The sequence below is a fragment of the Streptomyces changanensis genome, assembly GCF_024600715.1.
GTDB lineage: Bacteria > Actinomycetota > Actinomycetes > Streptomycetales > Streptomycetaceae > Streptomyces > Streptomyces changanensis.
Genome location: NZ_CP102332.1, coordinates 5718380 through 5739333, shown reverse-complemented (window position 1 = coordinate 5739333; position 20954 = coordinate 5718380). Strand labels below are relative to the sequence as shown.

Below are 20954 nucleotides of genomic sequence, written 5' to 3'. Positions count from 1 at the left end.
GCGGTCACCGCCGGGGGCGGGACCGGGGGCCGGGACGCGAAAGACCCCACATCATGTGGGGTCTTTCGTCTGGTGTCCGAGGGGGGACTTGAACCCCCACGCCCGATAAAGGGCACTAGCACCTCAAGCTAGCGCGTCTGCCATTCCGCCACCCGGACCAGGTGTCTCGCCGCCCCGGGGCGTTCCCCGCGGCGACATGGATAACTCTACCAGGGGTTCCGGGTGCCCTTCACCCGCATATCCCGTGGTCAGGGAGGTGCGGGCGAGGGCTCCGGCTCGTGCGTGCGGTGCGTTTCCGCAGGGTCACGGAGGGTGCGCCGGCGGCCCGTCCGGGGCGCCGGGGCTCAGGGGGTGTGGACGATCTGGCCCGCGTACGAGAGGTTGCCGCCGAAGCCGAAGAGGAGCGTCGGGGCGCCCGAGGGGACGTCGCCGCGCTCGACGAGCTTGGACAGGGCCATCGGGATGGACGCGGCGGAGGTGTTGCCGGACTCGACGACGTCGCGGGCGACGACGGCGTTGACGGCGCCGATGCGGCGGGCGAGGGGTTCGATGATGCGGAGGTTGGCCTGGTGGAGGACGATCGCGGCCAGGTCCTCGGGGGCGAGGCCCGCCCGCTGGCAGATCTCGCGGGCGATGGGCGGCAGCCGGGTGGTGGCCCACCGGTAGACGGCCTGGCCCTCCTGGGCGAAGCGGGGCGGCGTGCCCTCGATGCGGACGGCGTGGCCGAGCTCGGGGACGGAGCCCCACAGGACGGGGCCGATGCCCGGGGTGCCGTCCGGGGCCGCTTCGACGATCGCAGCGCCGGCCCCGTCACCGACGAGGACGCACGTCGTCCGGTCGGTCCAGTCGGCGACCTCGGTCATCTTGTCGGCACCGATCACCAGGGCGCGGCGCGACGAGCCGGCCCGTACGGCGTGGTCGGCGGTGGCCAGGGCGTGGGTGAAGCCGGCGCAGACCACGTTCAGGTCGAGGGTCGCCGGGGAGGCCATGCCGAGGCGGGCGGCCACCCGGGCGGCCATGTTCGGGGAGCGGTCGATCGCGGTGGACGTGGCGACCATGACGAGGTCGATGTCGTCGGGGGTGAGGCCGGCCGACGCGAGGGCCTTGGCGGCGGCGTGGGCGGCCATCTCGTCGACCGGTTCGTCGGGGCCGGCGACGTGCCGGGTGCGGATGCCGACGCGGCTGCGGATCCACTCGTCGCTGGTGTCGACCAGCGCGGTCAGGTCGTCGTTGGTGAGCACCTTGGCGGGCTGGTGGTGCCCGAGCGCGGCGATACGAGTGCCCGTCATGCCCGGGAACCCCCTCGGCTGTCGGTTTTCGGATGGTCAGGAGTCCCCAAGTCTGGTCAGCGACTCATCGGTAACCCGTCGCGTGATCCGACAGGATTCCCGCGCGCCACTTGGAGAGTCCGCCACATCGCGGGAGTGACCGGGGATGACCCTGTGTGACGGGGCCCCGGGGGTCGGCCGGGGCTGGAGGGACGGGCGTGCGGGAGAATGCCCACCGGGACGGTACCGCGGGGCGACGGAGGGGACGGGCATATGGGACGGGTCACGGAGCGGCGGCGTGTCATCCGGGTCCGGGACGGCGCGGTGGCCACCCGGCCGGACACGCTCGTCGCCGAGGAGCCGCTGGAGATCCGGCTGAACGGCAAGCCGCTCGCCGTCACGATGCGCACCCCCGGCGACGACTTCGCGCTGGCGGCCGGGTTCCTGGTGAGCGAGGGGGTGCTGGCCTCGGCGGACGACGTGCGGACCATCGTGTACTGCGCCGGGGCGCGCGAGGACGGCGTGAACACCTACAACGTCGTCGACGTGCGGCTGGCGCCCGGCGTGCCCGTGCCGGACATCACGCTGGAGCGGAACGTCTACACCACCTCGTCGTGCGGCCTGTGCGGCAAGGCGAGCCTCGACGCGGTGCGCACGACGACCCGGTTCTCGCCGGCGGACGGTCCGGCGCTGACGGTCGGGGTGGACACGCTGGCCGGGCTGCCGGACCGGCTGCGGACGGAGCAGCGGGTGTTCGAGCGGACCGGGGGGCTGCACGCGGCGGCGTTGTTCTCGCCGTCGGGTGAGCTGCTGGACGTGCGGGAGGACGTGGGCCGGCACAACGCGGTCGACAAGGTGGTGGGCCGCGCCCTGCGGGAGGGGCGCCTGCCGCTGGCCGGGGCGGTGCTGCTGGTGTCCGGGCGGGCGTCGTTCGAGCTGGCGCAGAAGGCCGTCATGGCGGGCGTGCCGGTGCTGGCGGCGGTGTCGGCGCCGTCGTCGCTCGCGGTCGACCTGGCCGTCGAGACCGGGCTCACCCTGGTGGGGTTCCTGCGGGGCGGGTCGATGAACGTGTACGCGGGCGAGCACCGGCTCGTCGGGGCGGACGGCACGCCCCTGCGGGCCTGAACCGCTGTCACCCGGCCCGCGCCCCGGCGGGTCCCGCGTCCGGCTGGGCCCCTGCGCGGGCCGTGCCCGGCTGTCCCCGCGGGGCGCCCGGGGCGCCGGGGTCAGCGGGCGCGGCGGCGGGCCTCCACCGGTATGTCGATCATCTGGAGGGTGAGGGTCGGCGGGGGCTCGGCGACACCGGGACCGCCCGCCTCGACCCAGGCGAGGATGTCGTCGAGGCAGTCGTCGTCCAGCGTCCAGCCGATCCAGGCAGCGCGGGCGCCTCGCCTGCGCGCCTCCCCGGAGGGCTGGACGACCACGACGTTGGCCTGGCCGCAGGGGCCGAGGCAGTCGCTGGTGCGGACGGTGAGCCGGCCGCCGGACGCGGCCGCCGCCTGCCGCAGTCGCGCGAGCTGACCCACGTGGTCGGTGCCGGGGTGCTTGCGCGCGTCCCCGCAGCAGCAGCCGCGGCAGACGACGAGCGAGCAGGGCCGGTCCGCCCCGGGCCGTATCCAGCGGGTCACCGGGCACCGCCCGCGACGTAGGGGACTGCGGCACGGGCGGACGGGTTCCGGCGAGGGGCCGAGTGGGTCCGGGCCACACCGGCCGGGGCCGGGCGACCCGGCACCCCGGGACCCGGCACCGGACGGGTCGGGACCACGCCGGTCGGGAACGCGCCGGGTGAAAGCGCGCAGGGCGGGAGCGCGCTGCCCGGCACCGCGCGACCCGGCGCCGGTCGGGTCAGGACCGCGCGGTTCGGGACCGTACGCGTCAGGACCGCGCTGCCCGCGCCGGGCGTGCCGGGTCGGGCGGTCGAGCACGAGGGCGAGGGGTGCGGGGCCGCGCGGTACGGCGCCAGCCCGCGCTGCCGGGGCGTACGGGGTGGCGCCGGCGTGCGGCGCCGGGGCGGGCGGCGTGGTCGCGTGCGCGGGGCGGAGGCGCGGGGTGCGGGTGCGGGCATGCCCTCACGGTAACGGCCGTGATCATGGTCGCGGGGCGGTGGGGCGGCTCCCCGCCACGCGGGGTGGCGGCCACCGGCGCGAACGGGTGGAACGGGTCTCGGCCACGACGGCTGTGATCGGCGCGTACAGATTCGGTGGAGATTCCGGCGGCCGCTCCTTACCCGTGAGTCAGTAGCGGACGGGACCGCACCCCCGTGACCACGCGCTTGCCGGTCTGACCAGTGGCGACGCCCTTTGTCCAGACTTTGATGACCCCCTCCCGCACCCACTCTCCGTGGGATACCGTCACCCTCCGCTGTGCTGAGCGCCACAAGGAGCAGGCCATTGCGCGAGATGACCGTGCCACCCCTGGCGACCGCTCCGCTGGTCGGCGGCTTGGCCGACGCGGTGTTCGACCACGCCGCGAGCGACCCGGGCCGGGTCGCGCTGGGCCGCAAGGACGCGTCCGGCCGGTGGGGCGAGGTCACCTCCCAGGGGTTCCGCGACGAGGTGCTGGCGCTCGCCAAGGGGCTGCTCGCGCAGGGCGTGCGGTTCGGGGACCGGGTCGCCGTCATGTCGCGTACGCGCTACGAGTGGACCCTGTTCGACTTCGCGCTGTGGACTGTGGGCGCCCAGCCGGTGCCGGTGTACCCCACCTCCTCCGCCGACCAGGTGCACTGGATGCTCCACGACGCCGGCGTCACCGCCTGCGTCGTGGAACACGAGGACCACGCCATGACCGTCGGCTCCGTCGTGGACCGGCTGCCGCTGCTGAAGCGACTGTGGCAGCTGGACACCGGGGCCGTCGCCGAGCTGGTCGCGGCGGGCGCCCGGATCGACGACGAGGTGGTGCACCGTCACCGGCGCGCGGTGACGCCCGAGTCCGTCGCGACGGTGATCTACACGTCGGGGACGACCGGCCGCCCCAAGGGGTGCGTCCTGACGCACGGCACCTTCATGTTCGAGGCGGACACGCTCGTCGAACGCTGGGAGCCGGTGTTCCGCCCCCGGCCCGGGGAGGACGTCTCGACGCTGCTCTTCCTGCCCCTCGCCCACGTCTTCGGCCGCATGGTGCAGATCGCGGCGGTACGCGGCCGGGTGAAGCTCGGCCACCAACCGCTGATGTCGGCGGGCGCGCTGCTGCCGGACCTGGCGGCGTTCCGCCCGTCGTTCGTGCTGGCCGTCCCGTACGTCTTCGAGAAGGTCTTCCACGCGGCGCGGCGGCGGGCGGAGGCCGAGGGCAGGGGCGGGGCCTTCGACCGGGCGGTGGAGGTGGCCGTGCGGTACGCGGAGGCGCTGGAGCAGCGTGACTTCGGGCTCGGACCGGGGCCTTCCGCGGCGCTGCGGGTGCAGCACCAGTTCTTCGAGAAGGTCGTGTACGGGAAGGTCCGCGAGGCGCTGGGCGGGCGGGTGCGGCACGCGATGTCCGGCGGCTCGGCGATGGACCGGCGGATGGGGCTGTTCTTCGCGGGCGCGGGGGTGACCGTGTACGAGGGGTACGGGCTGACCGAGACGGCGTCGGCGGCGACCGCGAACCCGCCGGAGCGGATCAGGTACGGCACCGTCGGGCAGCCCGTACCGGGGACGTCGGTGCGCATCGGGGAGGACGGGGAGGTGTGGGTGCGGGGCCGGAACGTCTTCTCCGGTTACCTCAACGCCCCGGCCGCCACCGACGCCGTCCTGCGCGACGGCTGGCTGGCCACGGGGGACCTGGGCGCGCTCGACGAGGACGGGTACCTGACGATCACCGGGCGGAAGAAGGAGATCCTGGTGACGACGAGCGGCAAGAGCGTGTCGCCGGTCGCGCTGGAGGACCGCGTGCGGTCGCACCCGCTCGTCGCGCAGTGCGTCGTCGTCGGCAACGACCGGCCGTACGTCGCGGCGCTCGTGACCCTGGACCAGGAGGCGGTCGAGCACTGGCTGGCGATGCAGGGCAGGACGGTCCTGCCGGCGGTCGAGCTGGTCCGCGACCCGGCCCTGGAGAAGGAGATCCGGCGGGCGGTCGTGGCCGCCAACACGCTGGTCTCGCACGCCGAGTCGATCCGTACCTTCCGGATCCTGGCGCATCCGTTCAGCGAGGAGCACGGGCTGCTCACCCCGTCGCTGAAGCTGAAGCGGCGCGCGATCGAGACGGTGTACGCGGCGGAGGTCGACGCGCTGTACCGCTGACCGGCGGCCGGACGCCGGCGGCGGGGCCCACCGTCCGGCGGCCGGGCCGTCGCGCGCGGGGCCGGCCGCCGGGCGGTCAGGGTCGGTCAGGGTCGGCCCGGGGTGCCCCCGGGACGGCCCGGGCCGCGCGTCAGGGTGTGGCCCCACACGCCCGCCAGCGCCGCGAGCGCGGCGCCGCCCGCCGTCCACAGCCAGCGCGACGACCACCAGCCGGACGACCAGCCGTCCTCGGGCTCGACGGTGGCCGACGAGCCCTGGACGAGCGGTGCGGCCAGGCGACCGTCGACCGCCGCCGCGCCGCCCGCGTCCTCGATGGTGACGTCCAGCGCCGCGTCGAAGGGCAGGCCGGCATCGGTGGCGGCGACCCCCACGGCGGTGAGCCGGACGTAGTACGCGCCGGGCAGCGGGTCGCCGGACCACGGCTCGGCCCAGGCGCGGACCGTGCGCAGGTGGCAGGTGAGGTCGGCGGTGCGGGCGTCCGCGGCGAGCGTCCGGGTGTCGCTGCCGTACCGGCACGCCTGACGGCGGCGGAGCCCGTCGTACACGTCGATCCGCCAGGTGGTGCCCGAGCGGCGGGCGGACGTCTCGGGCAGCGTGACCGTGGCCCGTACGGTCGCCCGGTCGCCGGCGTCCGCGGGGAACTGCCAGTACAGGTAGTCGCCGGTCGACGCCTGGGCGGTGGCGCGCTGTCCGGGGCGCACGGCGGTGGCGGCCCGGAAGGAGGTACCCGCCTCGGTGGGGGCGGCCGCTTCGCCGTCCCGTGCCGACGGGGTGGGCGAGGGGCTCGCGGCGACGGCGGCCGGCGCGGCGAGGCCGAGCAGCGCGGCCCCGGCGAGCAGGACGGCGGTGGACCGGCGCGCCGCGGACCGCGGGGCGGGGGTGGCGGACGGGGCCGGTGCGGCGGACGGGGCCGGGGCGGCCCGTCGGGTCAGCGGGGTGCGTACGGTACGCATCAGTTGGTCCTCCAGACGGTGACGCGCCAGCGCGAGAGCCAGCCCCACAGGAGCCCGGCGAGGAGGCCGGCGAGCACGAGGACGCCGAGCGCCCACCAGCCGCGGGCGAGGCCGAGGAAGGCGGGGTCGTCCGCCTCGTCCGGGCCGTCGACGAGGGCGATGCTCAGCTCGACCGGCAGGCCCGGGGTGGTCTTGACGCCGGCGGGCGCCGAGAAGGAGTTGCTGACGCGCAGGCAGACGGTCTCGGAGGCGGGTTTGCCGGAGCCGCTGTCGGTGTCGGCGTCGTCGATGTCGGGCTTCGGGTAGCGCAGGCCCGTGGAGATGACGTCGGTGCGGCCGTCCCCGGCCGCCTCGCCCCGTACGATCTCCCGCCCGGCCGGGGTGGACGCCCGCAGCAGGACGCCGTAGTCGCGGTTCACGGCCCGGTCGGCGCCGACGCTGACGGCGGCGCGCAGCTCCTGGCCGGGCAGGACCTCCACCCGGTACCAGCGGTGGCTGCCGAACACCTCGCGGTCGGTGTACAGGCCGGGGCGGAGCACCGGCGCCGCGGCGCACCGGTCGCCGCCGCTCGTCGCGACCGGTGTGAGGACCGGCTCGGCGGCGCGCTCGACGAGTTGGCTGACCCGCTCGGAGAGTTCGGCGGTGTGCCGGACGGAGGTGTACGTACCTCCGGTGGCCTCGGCGATGCAGACGAGCTGGGCGCGCGTCTTGGCGTCGGGGACGAGGCCGAGCGTGTCGATGGTGAGGTGGATGCCCTTGGCGGCGATCTCCCGGGCGACCTCGCACGGGTCGAGCGGGGCACAGGTGTCCTCGCCGTCGGTGATGAGGACGATCCTGCGGGTGGCGTCGCCGCCTTCGAGGTCGTCCGCCGCGCCGAGGAGCGCGGGGCCGATGGGCGTCCAGCCGGTCGGGACGAGCGTCGCCACGGCGGCCTTGGCCTCGGTCCGGTCGAGCGGGCCGACCGGGTACAGCTGCCGCGTGTCCCGGCAGCCGCGCTTGCGGTCCTTGCCGGGGTAGTCGGCGCCGAGGGTGCGGATGCCGAGCCGCACGTCCGCCGGGACGGCGTCGAGCACCTCGTTGAACGCCTGCTTCGCGGCGGCCATGCGGGACTGGCCGTCGATGTCGCGGGCGCGCATGGACCCGCTGACGTCGAGGACCAGTTCGACCTTGGGCGCCTCGCCCGCGGGCTCCCCGGTGTCGGCGAGGGCGGCGGTCGGGGCGAGCCCGGCCGTCAACGTGACCAGCAGGCCGCACACGGCGGCCGCCAGTCGCTTTCGTGTGATCATCGCCGGATCATATGGAGGGCGCCGCGCCACCCCCAACTCCCCCGGCGCGCGGGCGCCCCGCCCCCGTGCCGGGGCGAGGCGGCGCGGGGGCGGAGGCCGCGGGGCGTGGCCGGCGGGGGCGGGGCGGGGGGCCGAGGGCCGAGGCGGGGTCAGGAGACGCGTCGGGCCGTGTGGACGGTGCGGGCGGTGAGGACGTGGACGTCCGCGCGGTGGTGGAGGCTCGCCGGGTCGGCCGGGTCCAGGAGGCGGTCGAGGGTGGCCGCGTCCTCCTTTGTGAGGTCGTCGGCGACCCTGCGGTGGCGGTCCATCGCCGTGACGACGTGCTCCCGCACGGCGGCGGGCACCGGCGCGGGGACGTCGAGCAGGAACGTGCGCGTGCCGGCGGGGGCGAGGCCTGCGGCGGCGAGGAGGGCCCGCCAGTCCTCGGTCTCCCGGCGGGAGCCGGGGAGTTCGCCCCGCATCGTGGTGAACCAGTCGGCCGCCAGCGCCTCCAGGCGGGCCTCCAGCCCGGGCCGGCCGATGCCGATGTCGCGGGGCAGGTACCGGGGCGGCAGGCCACCCTCCACGAGGGCGAGCAGCCCGCCGGGGCGCAGCCGGCGGCCTAGGTCGGTCAGGGCGCCGAGCTGGTCGCCGACGTGGTGCACGGACTCCCCCGCCCAGATCAGGTCGGCCTCGCCCAGCGCCTCGACGTCGTCGGGGAGTTCGGCGGTGAGCGTGGTGACGCGGGCGCCCCGCTCGGCGGCCCGCTCGCGGGCGCGCTCCAGCAGTTCCGGCGTCGGGTCGACGGCGACGACCTCCGCGTACGGGAAGGTCTCGGCGAGGAGGCACGACAGCACGCCGGGGCCGCTGCCGACGTCGAGGACCCGCTGCACGGAGCCCGGCGACAGCAGCTCGGTGAGCCAGGACGCGGCCTGCCGGTACATCGGGAGGCGGATCTCTGCGCCGTGCTCCAGCAGCGGCAGCATCTCGGTCCAGTCGATGTGGGTGGAGTGGTGGTGGGTCATGGGGACAGGGTGCGGCGTGCTGCCGGGCCGGGCGAGGAACCGTGCCGGTCCGGCAACACCGCCGCCGGGGAGGGGTCAGTCGGCGCCGTGGACGGCGGCGATGGCCTCCACCCGGGTCGCGAGCTCGAAGTCGCGGTCGGTGACGGCCCCGCCCGCGTCGTGGGTGTGCACCGACAGAGCCACGGTGTCGTAGCCGAGGGTGAGGTCGGAGTGGTGGTTCAGCTCGTCCTGGACGCGGGCGACGTGGACGACCATCGCGGTGGCCGCGAAGTGGGTGGCCAGGCGGTAGGTGCGGGTGATCCGGTCGCCCGCCAGGCTCCAGCCGGGCAGTTCGCTGAGCCGGTCCTCGATCTCCTTCTGCGACAGCGGTTCGGTGGGCATGGCCGGTGCTCCTTCTCGGTTCGGCGCCGGTGGGGTGGCGGCGGTGCCGACCCTACGGTCCCGGGAGCCCGCGCCGGTGGTCAACACGGCGGTCTCGGCTACCGTCTGCGGTATGACGACGGTCGCGACGGTCACGGGCGTGGGGGCTCTGCTGCGGGAGTGGCGGGAGCGGCGCCGGCTGAGCCAGTTGGAGTTGGCGCTGAGGGCGAACTCGTCGGCGCGGCACGTCTCGTTCGTCGAGACGGGCCGGTCCCGGCCGAGCGAGGAGATGGTCCTGCGCCTGGCGGAGCACCTGGACGTGCCCGTCCGGGAGCGCAACGCGCTGCTGCTGGCGGCCGGTTACGCGCCGCGGTACACGGAGTCGGCGCTGGACGGCCCGGAGCTGGGCCCGCTCCGCGAGGGCGTCGAGCGGCTGCTCGCCGGGTACGACCCGTACCCGGCGATCGTCGTGGACGGCTCGTACGCGGTGCTGGCCGCGAACCGGGGCGCCGGGCTGCTGCTGGAGGGGGTCCCCGGCCACCTGCTGGGCCCGCCGCCGAACGCCATGCGGGTCACGCTGCACCCGGAGGGCCTCGCGCCGCGGATCCGCAACCTGCCGGAGTGGCGCGGCCACCTGCTGGCGCAGATGGAGCGGCAGATCGCCCTGGACCGCTCCGAGCGGCTGCGCGCGCTGTACGACGAGGTCGCCGCGTACCCGGTGCCGGACGCCGATGCGCGGGGCGGGCAGGACGGGGACGGCGGGGAGGAGGCCGCCCCGTACCCGTACTTCGCGCTGCCGCTGCGGATCGAGGTGCGGGGGCGGGTGCTGTCGTTCGTGTCGTCGATCTCGACGTTCAACACGCCGATGGACGTGACGGTCGCCGAGCTGGCCATCGAGACGTTCCTCCCGGCCGACGCGGCGACCGTCGACTTCCTGCGCGCCCTGCCCGACTGACCGGACGGGCCGTCGGCCTCCGAGCCCCGGGCCCGCCCGCGCCCTGCCCCGGATCGAATCGGATCGGCCCGAATCGGACCGGCACCGGTCCGGATCGGACCGGCACCGGTCCCGGTCCCGGTCCCGGGGCGCAGCCACCGGCCACCGGGCCCCACCATCGGACCACGTCCGGGCCGGGGGCCGGGCCGCCGAGGCCTGGACTCCGGAAGCCGGGGTTCCGGCGGCCCGGCCGCCCGGGGGACTCCGGAAGCCGGGGCTCCGGCGGCCCGGCCGCCCGGGGGACTCCGGAAGCCGGGGCTCCGGGGGCCTGGCCACCGGGGCGGGATTCCGGGGCCGGCCCGGGGGCCCGACGGGGCGGGACGGGTTCAGCGGGCCGTGGTGCCGGCGGTGGCGCGCAGGGCGGACCACTGCAGCGCGGCGAAGCCCGCGACGGTGGCGGCTTGCACCGGGATCCACACGGCCCCCGCGGTGGTCGGCTCCAGCCAGGCCGCGAGCGCCACGACGCTGAGCACGGCCCACACCGCGTTGGCGTCGACGACGAGCTTCACGGCGGCCCCTGAGGGCCGCGGCCGGGCGGCGAGCGCGCCGACGCCGGCGGCGAAGGCGGTGAGGAACACGCCGAGGCCGAGCAGCAGCGCCGCGTCGACGCCGAGCAGTCGTCCGAGCGGCCCGGAGGCGGCGACGTAGGCGAGGCCGTTCCCCCCGGTGACGACCGCGTCGAGGGCGAGGAACCGGCGCAGGGCGGTCCGCGGCTCGGTGGTGCGGGAAAGGCCGGCGAGCAGGGCCTGGGACATGGCGGATCACCCTCCATCAAGGTGGTGCAGGACACGGGTCGGCGGTGCGGGGCCGCGACCCGCCGCCGAGCACCCCGGGTGTGCGTCCCGGGAGGCCCGGGGCGGGCCCCGGTGAGCAGAAGCCTGCCGGGCGGACCCACGCGCGTCGATTACGTCCGGGGTAATGCCGGGGACGGGCGGTAGTGGTGGACAGACGGAATGGTGGACGGGCGGGGGCGGTGGAGGCTGGCGGGGTGGGGGGCGCGCCGGCGAGGCTTCACCCGGTCGGCGCGGCGCGTGAAGCTGCGCTGTGGGGCCGCTTAAGAAAACCTCGATGGACGCGGCGGGCCGCTCTCGGCACATTGGTCGCGTTGACCACTCTTCCCGCCTGGAGTCGCCGCGATGAAGGCCCTTGTCAAGCAGAAGGCCGAGCCCGGCCTGTGGCTGATGGACGTCCCCGAGCCCGAGACGGGCCCCGGGGACGTGCTCATCAGGGTGCTGCGCACCGGCATCTGCGGGACCGACCTCCACATCCGCTCGTGGGACAACTGGGCGCGCCAGACCGTGTCGACGCCGCTCGTGCTCGGGCACGAGTTCGTCGGCGAGGTCGCCGCGGTCGGCTCCGACGTGCGGGACGTCGCGGTCGGCGACCTGGTGAGCGGCGAGGGCCACCTGGTGTGCGGCAGGTGCCGCAACTGCCTGGCGGGACGCCGGCACCTGTGCCGGGCCACCGTCGGCCTGGGCGTGGGCCGGGACGGCGCGTTCGCCGAGTACGTCGCGCTGCCCGAGTCGAACGTCTGGGTGCACCGCACGAAGGTGGACCTGGACATCGCCGCGATCTTCGACCCGTTCGGCAACGCCGTGCACACGGCGCTGTCCTTCCCGCTCGTCGGCGAGGACGTGCTGATCACCGGCGCCGGGCCGATCGGCATCATGGCGGCGGCCGTCGCCCGGCACGCCGGCGCCCGCAACGTCGTCATCACCGACGTGAGCGAGCCGCGCCTGGAGCTGGCCCGCAAGGTCGGCGCGACGCTCGCGGTGAACGTCGCCGAGAGCGGCATCGCCGACGCGCAGCGGCAGCTGGGGCTCCGCGAGGGCTTCGACATCGGCCTGGAGATGTCCGGCCGGCCAGAGGCGATGCGCGACATGGTCGCGAACATGACGCACGGCGGCCGGATCGCGATGCTGGGCCTGCCCGCGGACGAGTTCCCGGTCGACTGGTCGAAGATCGTCACCTCGATGATCACCATCAAGGGCATCTACGGCCGGGAGATGTACGAGACCTGGTACGCGATGACGGTGCTCCTGGAGGGCGGTCTCGACCTGAGTCCCGTGGTCACCGGCCGGTACGCGGCCAAGGACTTCGACGCCGCGTTCGACGAGGCCGCGACCGCGCGCAGCGGCAAGATCATCCTCGACTGGACGGCCTGACGGCCAAACCGGACGATCCCGGTCCGCACGCCCGCGGCCGCCCGCGGCCGCCCCGCCGCCCCCGCACCTCCCCGCCCGACCAGCATCCCTAGGAGCACCCCTCATGTTCGCGTCCGTCCGTGACGACCTCCGCGCCAGCCTCGACGAGATCCGCGACGCGGGGCTGTACAAGCCCGAGCGGGTCATCGGCACGCCGCAGTCGGCGTCCGTCGCCGTCACGGCGGGCGGCGCGGCCGGCGACGTGCTGAACTTCTGCGCCAACAACTACCTCGGCCTGGCCGACCACCCGGAGGTCGTCACGGCGGCCAAGGAGGCGCTGGACCGCTGGGGCTACGGCATGGCGTCCGTCCGCTTCATCTGCGGCACGCAGGAGATCCACAAGGAACTGGAGGGCCGGCTGTCGGCGTTCCTCGGGCAGGAGGACACGATCCTCTACTCCTCCTGCTTCGACGCGAACGGCGGCGTCTTCGAGACCCTCCTCGGCGCCGAGGACGCGGTGATCTCCGACGCCCTCAACCACGCGTCGATCATCGACGGCATCCGCCTGTCGAAGGCCGCGCGGTACCGGTACGCCAACCGTGACCTGGGCGAGCTGGAGGCCCGGCTGAAGGAGGCGGCGGGCGCCCGGCGCCGGCTGATCGTCACCGACGGCGTGTTCTCCATGGACGGCTACGTCGCCCCGCTCAAGGAGATCTGCGACCTGGCCGACCGGTACGACGCGATGGTCATGGTCGACGACTCCCACGCCGTCGGCTTCGTCGGCGCGGGCGGCCGCGGCACCCCCGAGCTGCACGGGGTCATGGACCGCGTCGACATCGTCACCGGCACCCTCGGCAAGGCGCTGGGCGGAGCGTCCGGCGGCTACGTCGCGGCGCGCGCCGAGATCGTGGAGCTGCTGCGCCAGCGCTCCCGCCCGTACCTCTTCTCGAACTCCCTCGCGCCGGTGATCGCCGCCGCGTCGCTGAAGGTCCTCGACCTGCTGGAGTCGGCGGGCGACCTGCGGGAACGGCTCGACGCCAACACGAAGCTGTTCCGCACCCGCATGGCGGAGGAGGGCTTCGAGATCCTCCCCGGCGACCACGCCATCGCACCGGTGATGATCGGCGACGCGGCGCGGGCGGGCCGCCTGGCGGAGCTGCTGCTGGAGCGCGGCGTGTACGTGATCGGCTTCTCCTACCCGGTCGTGCCGATGGGCCAGGCCCGGATCCGGGTACAGCTGTCGGCGGCCCACTCGACGGCGGACGTGGAGCGCGCCGTGGCGGCGTTCGTGGACGCGCGGGCCGTGCTGGACGCGTGACGCCGGACACGGCCGGCGGGTGACAATGGCAGGGTGATCGACCCCCGCCGGCTGCGCATCCTGCGGGCCGCGGCGGACCACCGTACGGTGACCGCCGCGGCCGCAGCGCTGTACCTGACGCCGTCCGCCGTGTCCCAGCAGCTGGCCGCGCTGGAGCAGGAGACCGGGCACACCCTGCTGACCCGCAGCGGCCGGGGCGTGCGGCTCACCCCGGCCGGGGAGATCCTGCTGGAGCACGCGAACGAGGTGCTGGCGCAGTTGGAGCGGGCCGAGGCCGAGCTCGCGGCGTACGCGGACGGCACGGCGGGCGAGGTGGCGGTCGCCGCGTTCGCCACGGGCATCGCCGAGGTGCTGGCCCCGGCGATCGGGCGGCTGGCCCGGCGGCACCCCGGGATCCGCGTGCGGGTGCGGGACGCCGAGGGCGACGAGTCGCTGCCGCTGGTGCTGGACGGCGGCGCCGACGTGGCGCTGGCGGTGGAGTACCGGGGCGCCCCGCGCGAGGGCGACCGCCGGCTGGCGCGCGTCGCGCTGTACGCGGAGCCGTTCGACGCGGTGCTCCGCGCGGGGCACCCGCTGGTGCCGGAGCGGGAGGTGGCGCTCGCCGCGCTGGCCGACAGCGACTGGATCGGCCAGTCCCCGGGCAACCCGTGCCAGGACATGGTGCTGTTCGCCTGTGAGCTGGCCGGTTTCCAGCCGAGGATCGTGCACGTTTCGGACGACTTCCGCGCGGTGACGGCCCTCGTCGGGGCGGGCGCCGGGGTGGCGCTCGTCCCGCGGTCGGCGCTGCGCGGCATCGAGCTGAAGGACGTGGTGGTGCGGCCCGTGACGGGCCCCGCCGCGTTCCGCCGGGTCTTCGCGGCGGTACGCCGAGGCGCCGAGGACCATCCCCTGATCCGCCCGGTCCTGGACGCGCTGGCGGAGTCGGCGTCCACCATGGCGGTGGCGGACGGCCGGCGGACGGACGCCGGGCGGACGGACACCCGCCCGGTCGCGGCCCCACGCTAGCGGGCACCGGGTCGATCAGGTCGGATCAGGGAGCGGCGCCCGGTGCCCGCACAGCGCAGGAGAGAGTCGACGCGTGGCGTCGGCGACCGACGGCAACGCGGCGAGGCTGGTGCCGGGCGCCGCGACGCCGAGCTGATCGGCACGAACCGCGTTCCACGGCGCTCCGCCCGGCCCGCCGTACCGCGCCGGCCGTACCGCGGCGGGCGGGGCGGAGCGGCGTGGAACGGGGTCAGCGGGTCCCGGGGGTCAGGCCGGGTTCCTGGCGCCTGCCGGCGGTGGGGGTGGACGGGGGCTCCGGGGCGGGGCGCCGGTCCGGGTCGGTCTCCGCCGGGCGACTGCGGGCGGCTTCCGCCCGTACCAGGGCGGTCAGGGCGGCGAACGGGTCCACGGGCATGGCTGTGCTCCTCGTGCGGTCGGCTGCTGACGTCGCTGGGGCCCCCGGTCCGGGGGCCGCGGGCCGGTCAGCGGCGCAGCACCACGCAGCGCACGGTGCGTACCGCCGGGTCGGGGGCCGGCACCGTCGCGGGAGCGTCCCGCGGCGCCAGGCCGACGGGCACGGAGCGGGCGGGCGGGGCCGACCGGGCGGAGGCGGCGGACGTACGGCCCTTGCCGCGCGGTGCGCGGGACGGCGGAGCCAGGTCCGTCCCGCCCGGGTCGCAGGCGCCTTCGCCGGCCGGTGCCGGCGCCGCCGAGGCGGCGGGGCGGGGCTCGGCGGCGGAGCCGGACGCGGTGCCGGCGGTGGCGCCGAGGAGGGTGACCAGGAGCAGCAGCGCCGCGAGCACCGACGCGCGGACGGCGGTGGCGGGGCTGGTGCGGGGCATGGCGGGACCTCCTGGACCCGATCCTTTGCCCGTATCCCTGCCTCGGCGCGCCCGCGGCGGGCCGAGGCCGCCCGGCCGGAGTACGGCGTTGCGCCGTTCCGGCGACGGCGAGGGCGCCCGCGACGGCCACGGTGCCGGCTCCGGCGCCGACCTCGGCGAGGGCCACCCCCGCGGCGGGGCCACCCCCGTGGCGCGGATACCGGCGCCGGGGCGTGGCGGGGCGGTCCCCGGCGCGTCCGGCGCGGTCGTGGTGTCGGGGGACGCCCGTCACGCCGTGACGGGCGTCGCCTCGCCGCCGTACCGGCGTGGAGGCCGTGGCCGGGCCGGGGTCAGGGCGTGCGGCTGCGGGTGCGGCGGGCGGACATCCAGGCGTGGACGAGCACACCGGCGAAGAGGAACAGGACGCCCTGGTAGACCGCGGCGTACCCGGACCCGGCGACCAGCCACATGGAGAAGCCGAACGCTAGGGCGGCGAGCACGCCGTCGCGCACGAGGCGGGGGCCGTGGACGCGGTCGCCCCGGCCGGAGAGCAGGAAGTGGATCTGCGCGGCGGTCGACAGCAGGTAGGGCACGGTCGCGGTGAAGGTGGTGACGAGGACGAGCGTCTCGAAGACGCCGTCGGAGCCCGCCGTGTAGTTGTAGACGGTCAGCAGGGAGGCGAGGACGACCGTGACGAGGACGCCCGCGGTCGGGACGCCGCGCCTGCGCTGGGCGAAGACCTGCGGGAACAACCCGTCCCGGGCGGCCGCGTACGGGGTCTGGGCGCTCAGCAGGGTCCAGCCGTTCAGCGCGCCGACCATGGACACGACGGCCATGCAGGCGACGGCCGTACCGCCCCAGGTGCCGCCGAACATGGCGTCGACGGCGTCGGAGAAGGGCGCGGAGGAGTCGACGAGCCGGTCGTGGGCGACGGTGCCGAAGACCGCGACCGTGCCCAGCAGGTAGAGGACGGCGGCGCCCAGCGTGCCGAGGATGGTGGCACGGCCGACGTTGCGGCGGGGGTCGCGCACCTCGCCCGCGCTGACGGCGGCCGACTCGACGCCGAGGTAGCTGAAGAGCAGGATCGCGGCGGACGCCGACACGGCGCCGAGCGCGCCGGAGTCGCCCGCGCGGAAGGGGCCGAGGTTGTCGGCGTCGAAGAAGAACAGGCCGCAGACCGCGACGAGGAGCAGCGGGACGAACTTCAGCACGGTGGCGACCAGCTGCACGGCGCCGACGTAGCGGGTGCCGGCGAGGTTGGCGAGGGCCGGCAGCCACTGGACGAGGAGGGCGGCGGTGACGGTCGCGGCGACGGAGCCGTGCAGCGGCAGCAGCACGTCGAGGTAGCCGACCGCGGCGACGGCGAGGGCGGCGTTGGAGACCCAGGTGGTGATCCAGTACGACCAGGCCGACAGGAAGCCGGCGAAGTCGCCGAACGCCTCCCGGGCGTAGACGTACGGGCCGCCGGTGCGGGGGTGGCGCTCGGCGAGCCGCCCGAAGACCAGCGCGAGGGCGATGGCGCCGGCCGTGAGGACGGCGAACGCGACGAGGCTGATGGTGCCGTAGGGGGCGACGGACGCGGGGAGCAGGAAGATGCCGCCGCCGATGATGTTGCCCATGACCAGCGCGGTGGCGACGGGGAGTCCGAAGCGCCGCGCGTGCGGGCCGCCCTCGCCGGCGGCCGCGGCTCCCGGGGCGCCCCGCCCGGTCGCCGTACCCGGTTCGGTCGCCGATCCCGGTTCGGTCGCGGTCCCCCCTCCGGTGGGGGTCCCCCGGGTGGGGGTGTCCGCTCCGACGGGGGTGTCCTGCCCGGTCCCCGCTGTGTCCTGCCCGGCGTCCGGGGTGCTGACCGTGGTCATGAGGGGTGGTGCGCCTTTCTCCGTACAAACGTCGAACATGCTCACGTACGGCGAAACAGCGCTCCAAATCACCCGTCTTTGTCCGGCGTGAGTCGGTCCGGCACCGGAAATGCTTCGCCCACCAGCGACTCCGACGGTGATTCCTGCACGTGGCCGATCGGCACCTGGGGGCCGCGGCCCTCCGCCAGCCACCGCCGCAGCACCCGGTGCACGGCCTCCGCGCCGACCGGCGGCGCACCGTCGGGGGACGGCGCGGAGAAGTCGCGCGGCCACAGCAGGAAGGCGTCCGACTGGCCGCCGCCGAGGCCGCCGTGGGAGCCGATCTGCTCCTCGAAGGCGTGCACCCGGTCGGTGCGCGGGTCGTACATGGAGTTGACCATGATGTCGGCGACGTGCGGGAAGGTGTCGGTGCGCCGGATCGCGTCCGCGGCGCCCGGGCCGAACACCGCGAGCGGGCCGGACGCGTCGGTGAGGTCGCGGACAGGCGCCTCGAACCCGCCCGCGCCGAGCACCACCGACCCGTGCCGCTCGCTGCGGACCAGCAGGAAGCCGATGCCGGGGTGCCCGGCGAGCGTCCGCAGCAGCCCCGGGTGGCGGGCGTCGATCTCCTCGCGCGTCAGCCGGTGCGGCACGTCGGGGAAGTACACCAGCCCCAGGTTCCCCGAGGCCAGCACCACGGGACCGGCGCCGCTCGGCGGGCGGTCGTCGCGCCGCTCCCCCTCCACCGGCCGGTGCAGGGCGCTGCGCAGGGCGTTGCGGGCCTCCGCCCCGCTCGCGCTGTGCCGGGCGCGGCGGGACACCGGCAGCCCGCAGCCGGCCCGCACGAGGTCGCGCAGGGTGAGGCCGTAGGCGCTCTCGAAGGTCTCACCGAAGCTCTGCCCGTGGTCGGAGAGGAGCACGATCCGGTACGGGCGGGGGGCGTGCTCGGTGGCCTCGGCGATCGCCGCGACGCAGCGGTCGAGGCGCCGGAGGACCTGTGCGGCGTCCGCGCCGCGCGGCCCGGAGTGGTGCGCGACCTCGTCGTACGCCACGAGGTCGGCGTACACGGCCGTCCGGCCCGCCAGGACGTCGCCCAGGACCGCGGCGACGACGATGTCGCGCTCCACCACCGTGGCGAAGGCCCGCACGAACGGGTACAGGCCGCCGCGGGGCACGCGCGGGGAGTCGCCGCGGAGCCGGGCGCGCAGTGACTGGACCAGCTCCCGGCAGACCTCGGCGACGAAGGAGATCGCGGTGCGCGTGGCGTTGGCGGGATCGCGGAAGTACGCGAAGTACCCGGCGCGGGAGCGCGTTCCGGGGCCGCGGCGGGCGGAGACCGACAGCACCAGGGCGAGCTGGTCGGCGCCGCCGCCGAAGAGGTTGCCCCGGCTCGCCCCGTCCTCGGCGAGGAGCCCCGGGTCACCGGTGCGTTCGGCGGCGCGGCGCTGGAGCTCCACGGCGCTGGAGGGGCGGTTGCTCACCATGAGCCGACCGGTGTCCTTCTCGTACCAGCGGAACGCGGGCACGTCGTGGTTGGTGCCGTGCAGCAGGGCGAGCTGGCTGGCGCCGGTCTGGCTGGACCAGTCGGTGCGCCACGAGGTGAGCCGGTGCGTGGTGCGCTCCCAGGCGGCGACGGTGGGCATGAGGCCGGCGTCGACGGCGTCCCGCAGGACCCCGTGGCCCACGCCGTCCAGTTGCAGGAAGACCGTGCCGGGCGGGCTGCCGGGGCCCGGCGCCGCGGCGGTGCGGCGCCGCCCGGCCAGGCGGTACAGGCGGCGGCGGTAGGCGTCGTCGTCACGGACGGCGAGCGCGGTGGACGTCGCCGACGCGACGGCGGACATGACGGCGGCCACGACGACGGCGTTCTCGGGGTCGGCCTCGCCGCGCCCGTCGGGGATCGTCCACAGGACGACCAGCAGCAGCGAGCCGTTCAGGGCGAACACCAGCACGCCGAGGACGAGCGCGGGGACCAGCAGCAGCGCCCGGACGACCAGCGGCCACACCAGCGCGCCCAGCAGGCCGAAGGCGCCGGCGGCCCAGGCCGCGGTGACCGCCGTGCGAGTGATGCTGTCGCCGTCGTCGGACTGGAGCTGGACGTCGGGCAGCGCCCCGGCGAGGGCGAGGAGGGTGAGCGTCGACACGGCCCACACCACGACCACCCGCAGGAGGGCCGCGCCCGCCGTCCTCCACCACCCGACGCCCACGACCTCCGCCTTTCGCCCGTGCCCTCCCGCTCCAGCGTGGCACACGGTGCCGTGCCGGCGACCGGCGCGGGGCCCGGCCGGCCCGAGGCCCGGCGGCCGGGTGCCGCAGGCCCGACCCGACCGGTGGGGCAGCCCCTAGGCTTCTGGGCATGGAGGTCACTTGGTGGGGTCACGCCACCTGCACGGTCGAGGACTCCGGTGTGCGGGTGCTGACCGACCCGCTGTTCGCGCGCCGCGTCGCGCACCTGCGGCGGCGCCGGGGCGCTGCGCCGCCGCCCGAGGCGGCCCGGGCCGACGTGGTGCTCGTGTCGCACCTGCACGCCGACCACCTGCACGTGCCGTCGCTGGCCCGGCTCGCGCCGGGCACGCGGCTGGTGGTGCCGCGCGGCGCGGCACGGTCGGTGCCGGGGCTGCGGCGGTTGCGCGGGCTGCGCGTGACGGAGGTCGGCGCCGGCGACGAGGTGAACGTCGGCGCCGTGGTGGTGCGGGCCGTGCCGGCCGCCCACGACGGGCGGCGGCTGCCGGTGGGGCCGCACCGCTCCCCCGCCCTCGGGTACGTGGTCCGGGGTGCGGCGCGGACGTACTTCGCCGGTGACACCGGCCCGTTCGACGGGATGGCGGAGGCGGTCGGCGGGGTGGACCTGGCGCTGCTGCCGGTGGGCGGCTGGGGCCCGTACCTGGGCCACGGGCACCTCGACGCGCGGCGCGCCGCCGAGGCCCTCGCCGCGTTGGCGCCGCGGGCCGCGGTGCCGGTGCACTACGGCACGTTCTGGCCGATCGGGATGGGCGCCGTGCGGCCACACGAGTTCCACGCCCCGGGTGGCGAGTTCGCCCGGCTCGCGGCACGGCTGGCGCCGGGGGTGGAGGTCCACGTGCCGCGGCACGGGGAGCGGGTGCGGCCCTGGGCGGCGCGGTGATCGCGGACCTGGTCGGCCAGTTGCCCGACGAGCAGACCCAGCGGGCCGTCGGGTACCCGGCGTTGTTCCTGCTGGTGGCCTTGGGCGCGCTGGTGCCGGTGGTGCCCACGGGGCCGATCGTCGGTTCGGCGGCGGTCGTCGCCTACCACCAGACGGCGCCGCTCTCCCTGCTGTGGGTCTTCCTGGTGGCGTCGGCCGGGGCGCTCACCGGCGACGCGGGGCTGTACTGGCTGGGCCGGCGCGGCGCCGGCTCGCGCAACGGGTCGCGCTGGCTGGCCTCGCTGCGGGCCCGGGCGGCGCCGGACCGCCTGGAGCGGGCGCAGGAACGGCTGCGGCAGCACCGGGTGCCGGTGTTGGTGCTGTCGCGGCTGGTGCCGGCGGGGCGGATCCCGGTGATGGTGGCGTGCCTGCTGGCGCGGATGCCGCTGGGGCGGTTCGTGCGGGCGGACGTGCCGGCGGTGCTGGCCTGGGCGGTGGCGTACCAGCTGGTGGGCGTGGCGGGCGGCTCGCTCTTCCCGTACCCGTGGCAGGGGGTGGCGGCGGTGGTGGGACTGACGCTGCTGGTCAGCGCGGTGCCGCCGCTGTGGCGCCGGGCGCGGGGCGGCTAGACGCGCACGGCGGGCGGTGGCGGGCGCGCGGGACGCGCACG

At 76.2% G+C, this 20954-nt stretch carries 19 protein-coding genes and 1 tRNA gene; 8 read left to right on the top strand and 12 right to left on the bottom strand.

Annotated features, from left to right (window positions below; all coding sequences use genetic code 11):
- Positions 1 to 70: 70 nt before the first annotated feature.
- Together NRO40_RS25050 and NRO40_RS25045 are read right to left on the bottom strand one after the other, a co-directional pair.
- Positions 71 to 158, bottom strand: a tRNA-Leu gene (locus tag NRO40_RS25050).
- Positions 159 to 344: 186 nt separating this feature from the next.
- Entirely contained in the window at positions 345 to 1289 is a 945-nt protein-coding gene (locus NRO40_RS25045; RefSeq protein WP_058941587.1) for a beta-ketoacyl-ACP synthase III, read from the bottom strand.
- 252 nt (positions 1290 to 1541) lie between these two features.
- On the opposite strand from NRO40_RS25045, the gene fdhD reads away from it, so the two are divergent.
- The gene (fdhD, locus tag NRO40_RS25040) at positions 1542 to 2393 is read left to right on the top strand and encodes a formate dehydrogenase accessory sulfurtransferase FdhD (protein ID WP_058941588.1); all 852 of its coding nucleotides are present in this window, start codon (positions 1542 to 1544) and stop codon (positions 2391 to 2393) included.
- Between the two features lie 101 nt (positions 2394 to 2494).
- Here fdhD and NRO40_RS25035 read toward each other — a convergent pair whose 3' ends face one another.
- Positions 2495 to 2896, bottom strand: coding sequence for a hypothetical protein (locus NRO40_RS25035; RefSeq protein WP_058941589.1), 402 nt, complete (start codon positions 2894 to 2896; stop codon positions 2495 to 2497).
- 771 nt (positions 2897 to 3667) lie between these two features.
- Here NRO40_RS25035 and NRO40_RS25030 point away from each other — a divergent pair.
- Entirely contained in the window at positions 3668 to 5482 is a 1815-nt protein-coding gene (locus NRO40_RS25030) for an AMP-dependent synthetase/ligase (RefSeq protein WP_232791018.1), read from the top strand.
- Between the two features lie 86 nt (positions 5483 to 5568).
- On the opposite strand, the gene NRO40_RS25025 is transcribed toward NRO40_RS25030, so the two are convergent.
- The 4 genes from NRO40_RS25025 to NRO40_RS25010 form a co-directional block, all read right to left on the bottom strand.
- Positions 5569 to 6435 (bottom strand): hypothetical protein, encoded by an 867-nt coding sequence (locus NRO40_RS25025; RefSeq protein WP_232791016.1) that lies wholly within the window; start codon positions 6433 to 6435, stop codon positions 5569 to 5571.
- On the bottom strand, positions 6435 to 7721 hold the full coding sequence (locus NRO40_RS25020; RefSeq protein WP_079046960.1) for a VWA domain-containing protein: 1287 nt from the start codon (positions 7719 to 7721) through the stop codon (positions 6435 to 6437). The genes NRO40_RS25025 and NRO40_RS25020 overlap by 1 nt, the downstream gene beginning before the upstream one ends.
- 149 nt (positions 7722 to 7870) lie before the next feature.
- The gene (locus NRO40_RS25015; protein WP_058941590.1) at positions 7871 to 8725 is read right to left on the bottom strand and encodes a class I SAM-dependent methyltransferase; all 855 of its coding nucleotides are present in this window, start codon (positions 8723 to 8725) and stop codon (positions 7871 to 7873) included.
- A 75-nt stretch (positions 8726 to 8800) separates the two neighbouring features.
- On the bottom strand, positions 8801 to 9106 hold the full coding sequence (locus NRO40_RS25010) for a 4a-hydroxytetrahydrobiopterin dehydratase (protein ID WP_058941591.1): 306 nt from the start codon (positions 9104 to 9106) through the stop codon (positions 8801 to 8803).
- Positions 9107 to 9218: 112 nt separating this feature from the next.
- Here NRO40_RS25010 and NRO40_RS25005 point away from each other — a divergent pair, with 112 nt between their 5' ends.
- Entirely contained in the window at positions 9219 to 10040 is an 822-nt protein-coding gene (locus tag NRO40_RS25005; RefSeq protein ID WP_058941613.1) for a helix-turn-helix domain-containing protein, read from the top strand.
- 365 nt (positions 10041 to 10405) lie between these two features.
- Here NRO40_RS25005 and NRO40_RS25000 read toward each other — a convergent pair whose 3' ends face one another.
- On the bottom strand, positions 10406 to 10834 hold the full coding sequence (locus tag NRO40_RS25000; protein ID WP_058941592.1) for a hypothetical protein: 429 nt from the start codon (positions 10832 to 10834) through the stop codon (positions 10406 to 10408).
- Between the two features lie 381 nt (positions 10835 to 11215).
- Here NRO40_RS25000 and tdh point away from each other — a divergent pair, with 381 nt between their 5' ends.
- The 3 genes from tdh to NRO40_RS24985 all read left to right on the top strand — a co-directional run bounded on the left by tdh (position 11216) and on the right by NRO40_RS24985 (position 14546).
- Positions 11216 to 12244, top strand: a complete 1029-nt coding sequence (gene tdh, locus NRO40_RS24995) for an L-threonine 3-dehydrogenase (protein WP_058941593.1) — start codon at positions 11216 to 11218, stop codon at positions 12242 to 12244.
- A gap of 103 nt (positions 12245 to 12347) precedes the next feature.
- Positions 12348 to 13541, top strand: coding sequence for a glycine C-acetyltransferase (locus tag NRO40_RS24990; protein ID WP_058941594.1), 1194 nt, complete (start codon positions 12348 to 12350; stop codon positions 13539 to 13541).
- A gap of 33 nt (positions 13542 to 13574) precedes the next feature.
- The gene (locus tag NRO40_RS24985; RefSeq protein WP_058941595.1) at positions 13575 to 14546 is read left to right on the top strand and encodes a LysR family transcriptional regulator; all 972 of its coding nucleotides are present in this window, start codon (positions 13575 to 13577) and stop codon (positions 14544 to 14546) included.
- Positions 14547 to 14775: 229 nt separating this feature from the next.
- Here the strand turns inward: NRO40_RS24985 and NRO40_RS24980 are convergent, their stop codons facing one another.
- The 4 genes from NRO40_RS24980 to NRO40_RS24965 all read right to left on the bottom strand — a co-directional run bounded on the left by NRO40_RS24980 (position 14776) and on the right by NRO40_RS24965 (position 19388).
- Positions 14776 to 14940: a hypothetical protein gene (locus tag NRO40_RS24980; protein ID WP_157901812.1), complete on the bottom strand. Its 165-nt coding sequence runs from the start codon at positions 14938 to 14940 to the stop codon at positions 14776 to 14778.
- 67 nt (positions 14941 to 15007) lie between these two features.
- Positions 15008 to 15367 (bottom strand): hypothetical protein, encoded by a 360-nt coding sequence (locus NRO40_RS24975; protein ID WP_058941596.1) that lies wholly within the window; start codon positions 15365 to 15367, stop codon positions 15008 to 15010.
- Positions 15368 to 15696: 329 nt separating this feature from the next.
- Positions 15697 to 17205, bottom strand: a complete 1509-nt coding sequence (locus NRO40_RS24970; protein WP_079046962.1) for an amino acid permease — start codon at positions 17203 to 17205, stop codon at positions 15697 to 15699.
- Between the two features lie 68 nt (positions 17206 to 17273).
- Positions 17274 to 19388: a phage holin family protein gene (locus tag NRO40_RS24965; RefSeq protein ID WP_058941597.1), complete on the bottom strand. Its 2115-nt coding sequence runs from the start codon at positions 19386 to 19388 to the stop codon at positions 17274 to 17276.
- Positions 19389 to 19531: 143 nt separating this feature from the next.
- Between NRO40_RS24965 and NRO40_RS24960 the strand changes: the two genes are divergently transcribed.
- Positions 19532 to 20305 (top strand): MBL fold metallo-hydrolase, encoded by a 774-nt coding sequence (locus NRO40_RS24960; protein ID WP_058941598.1) that lies wholly within the window; start codon positions 19532 to 19534, stop codon positions 20303 to 20305.
- Positions 20302 to 20913 carry a DedA family protein gene (locus NRO40_RS24955; RefSeq protein WP_257375506.1) on the top strand — a complete coding sequence of 204 codons (612 nt, stop codon included), beginning with the start codon at positions 20302 to 20304 and terminating at the stop codon, positions 20911 to 20913. Before NRO40_RS24960 ends, NRO40_RS24955 begins: the two co-directional genes overlap by 4 nt.
- The last annotated feature ends 41 nt before the right edge of the window (positions 20914 to 20954 follow it).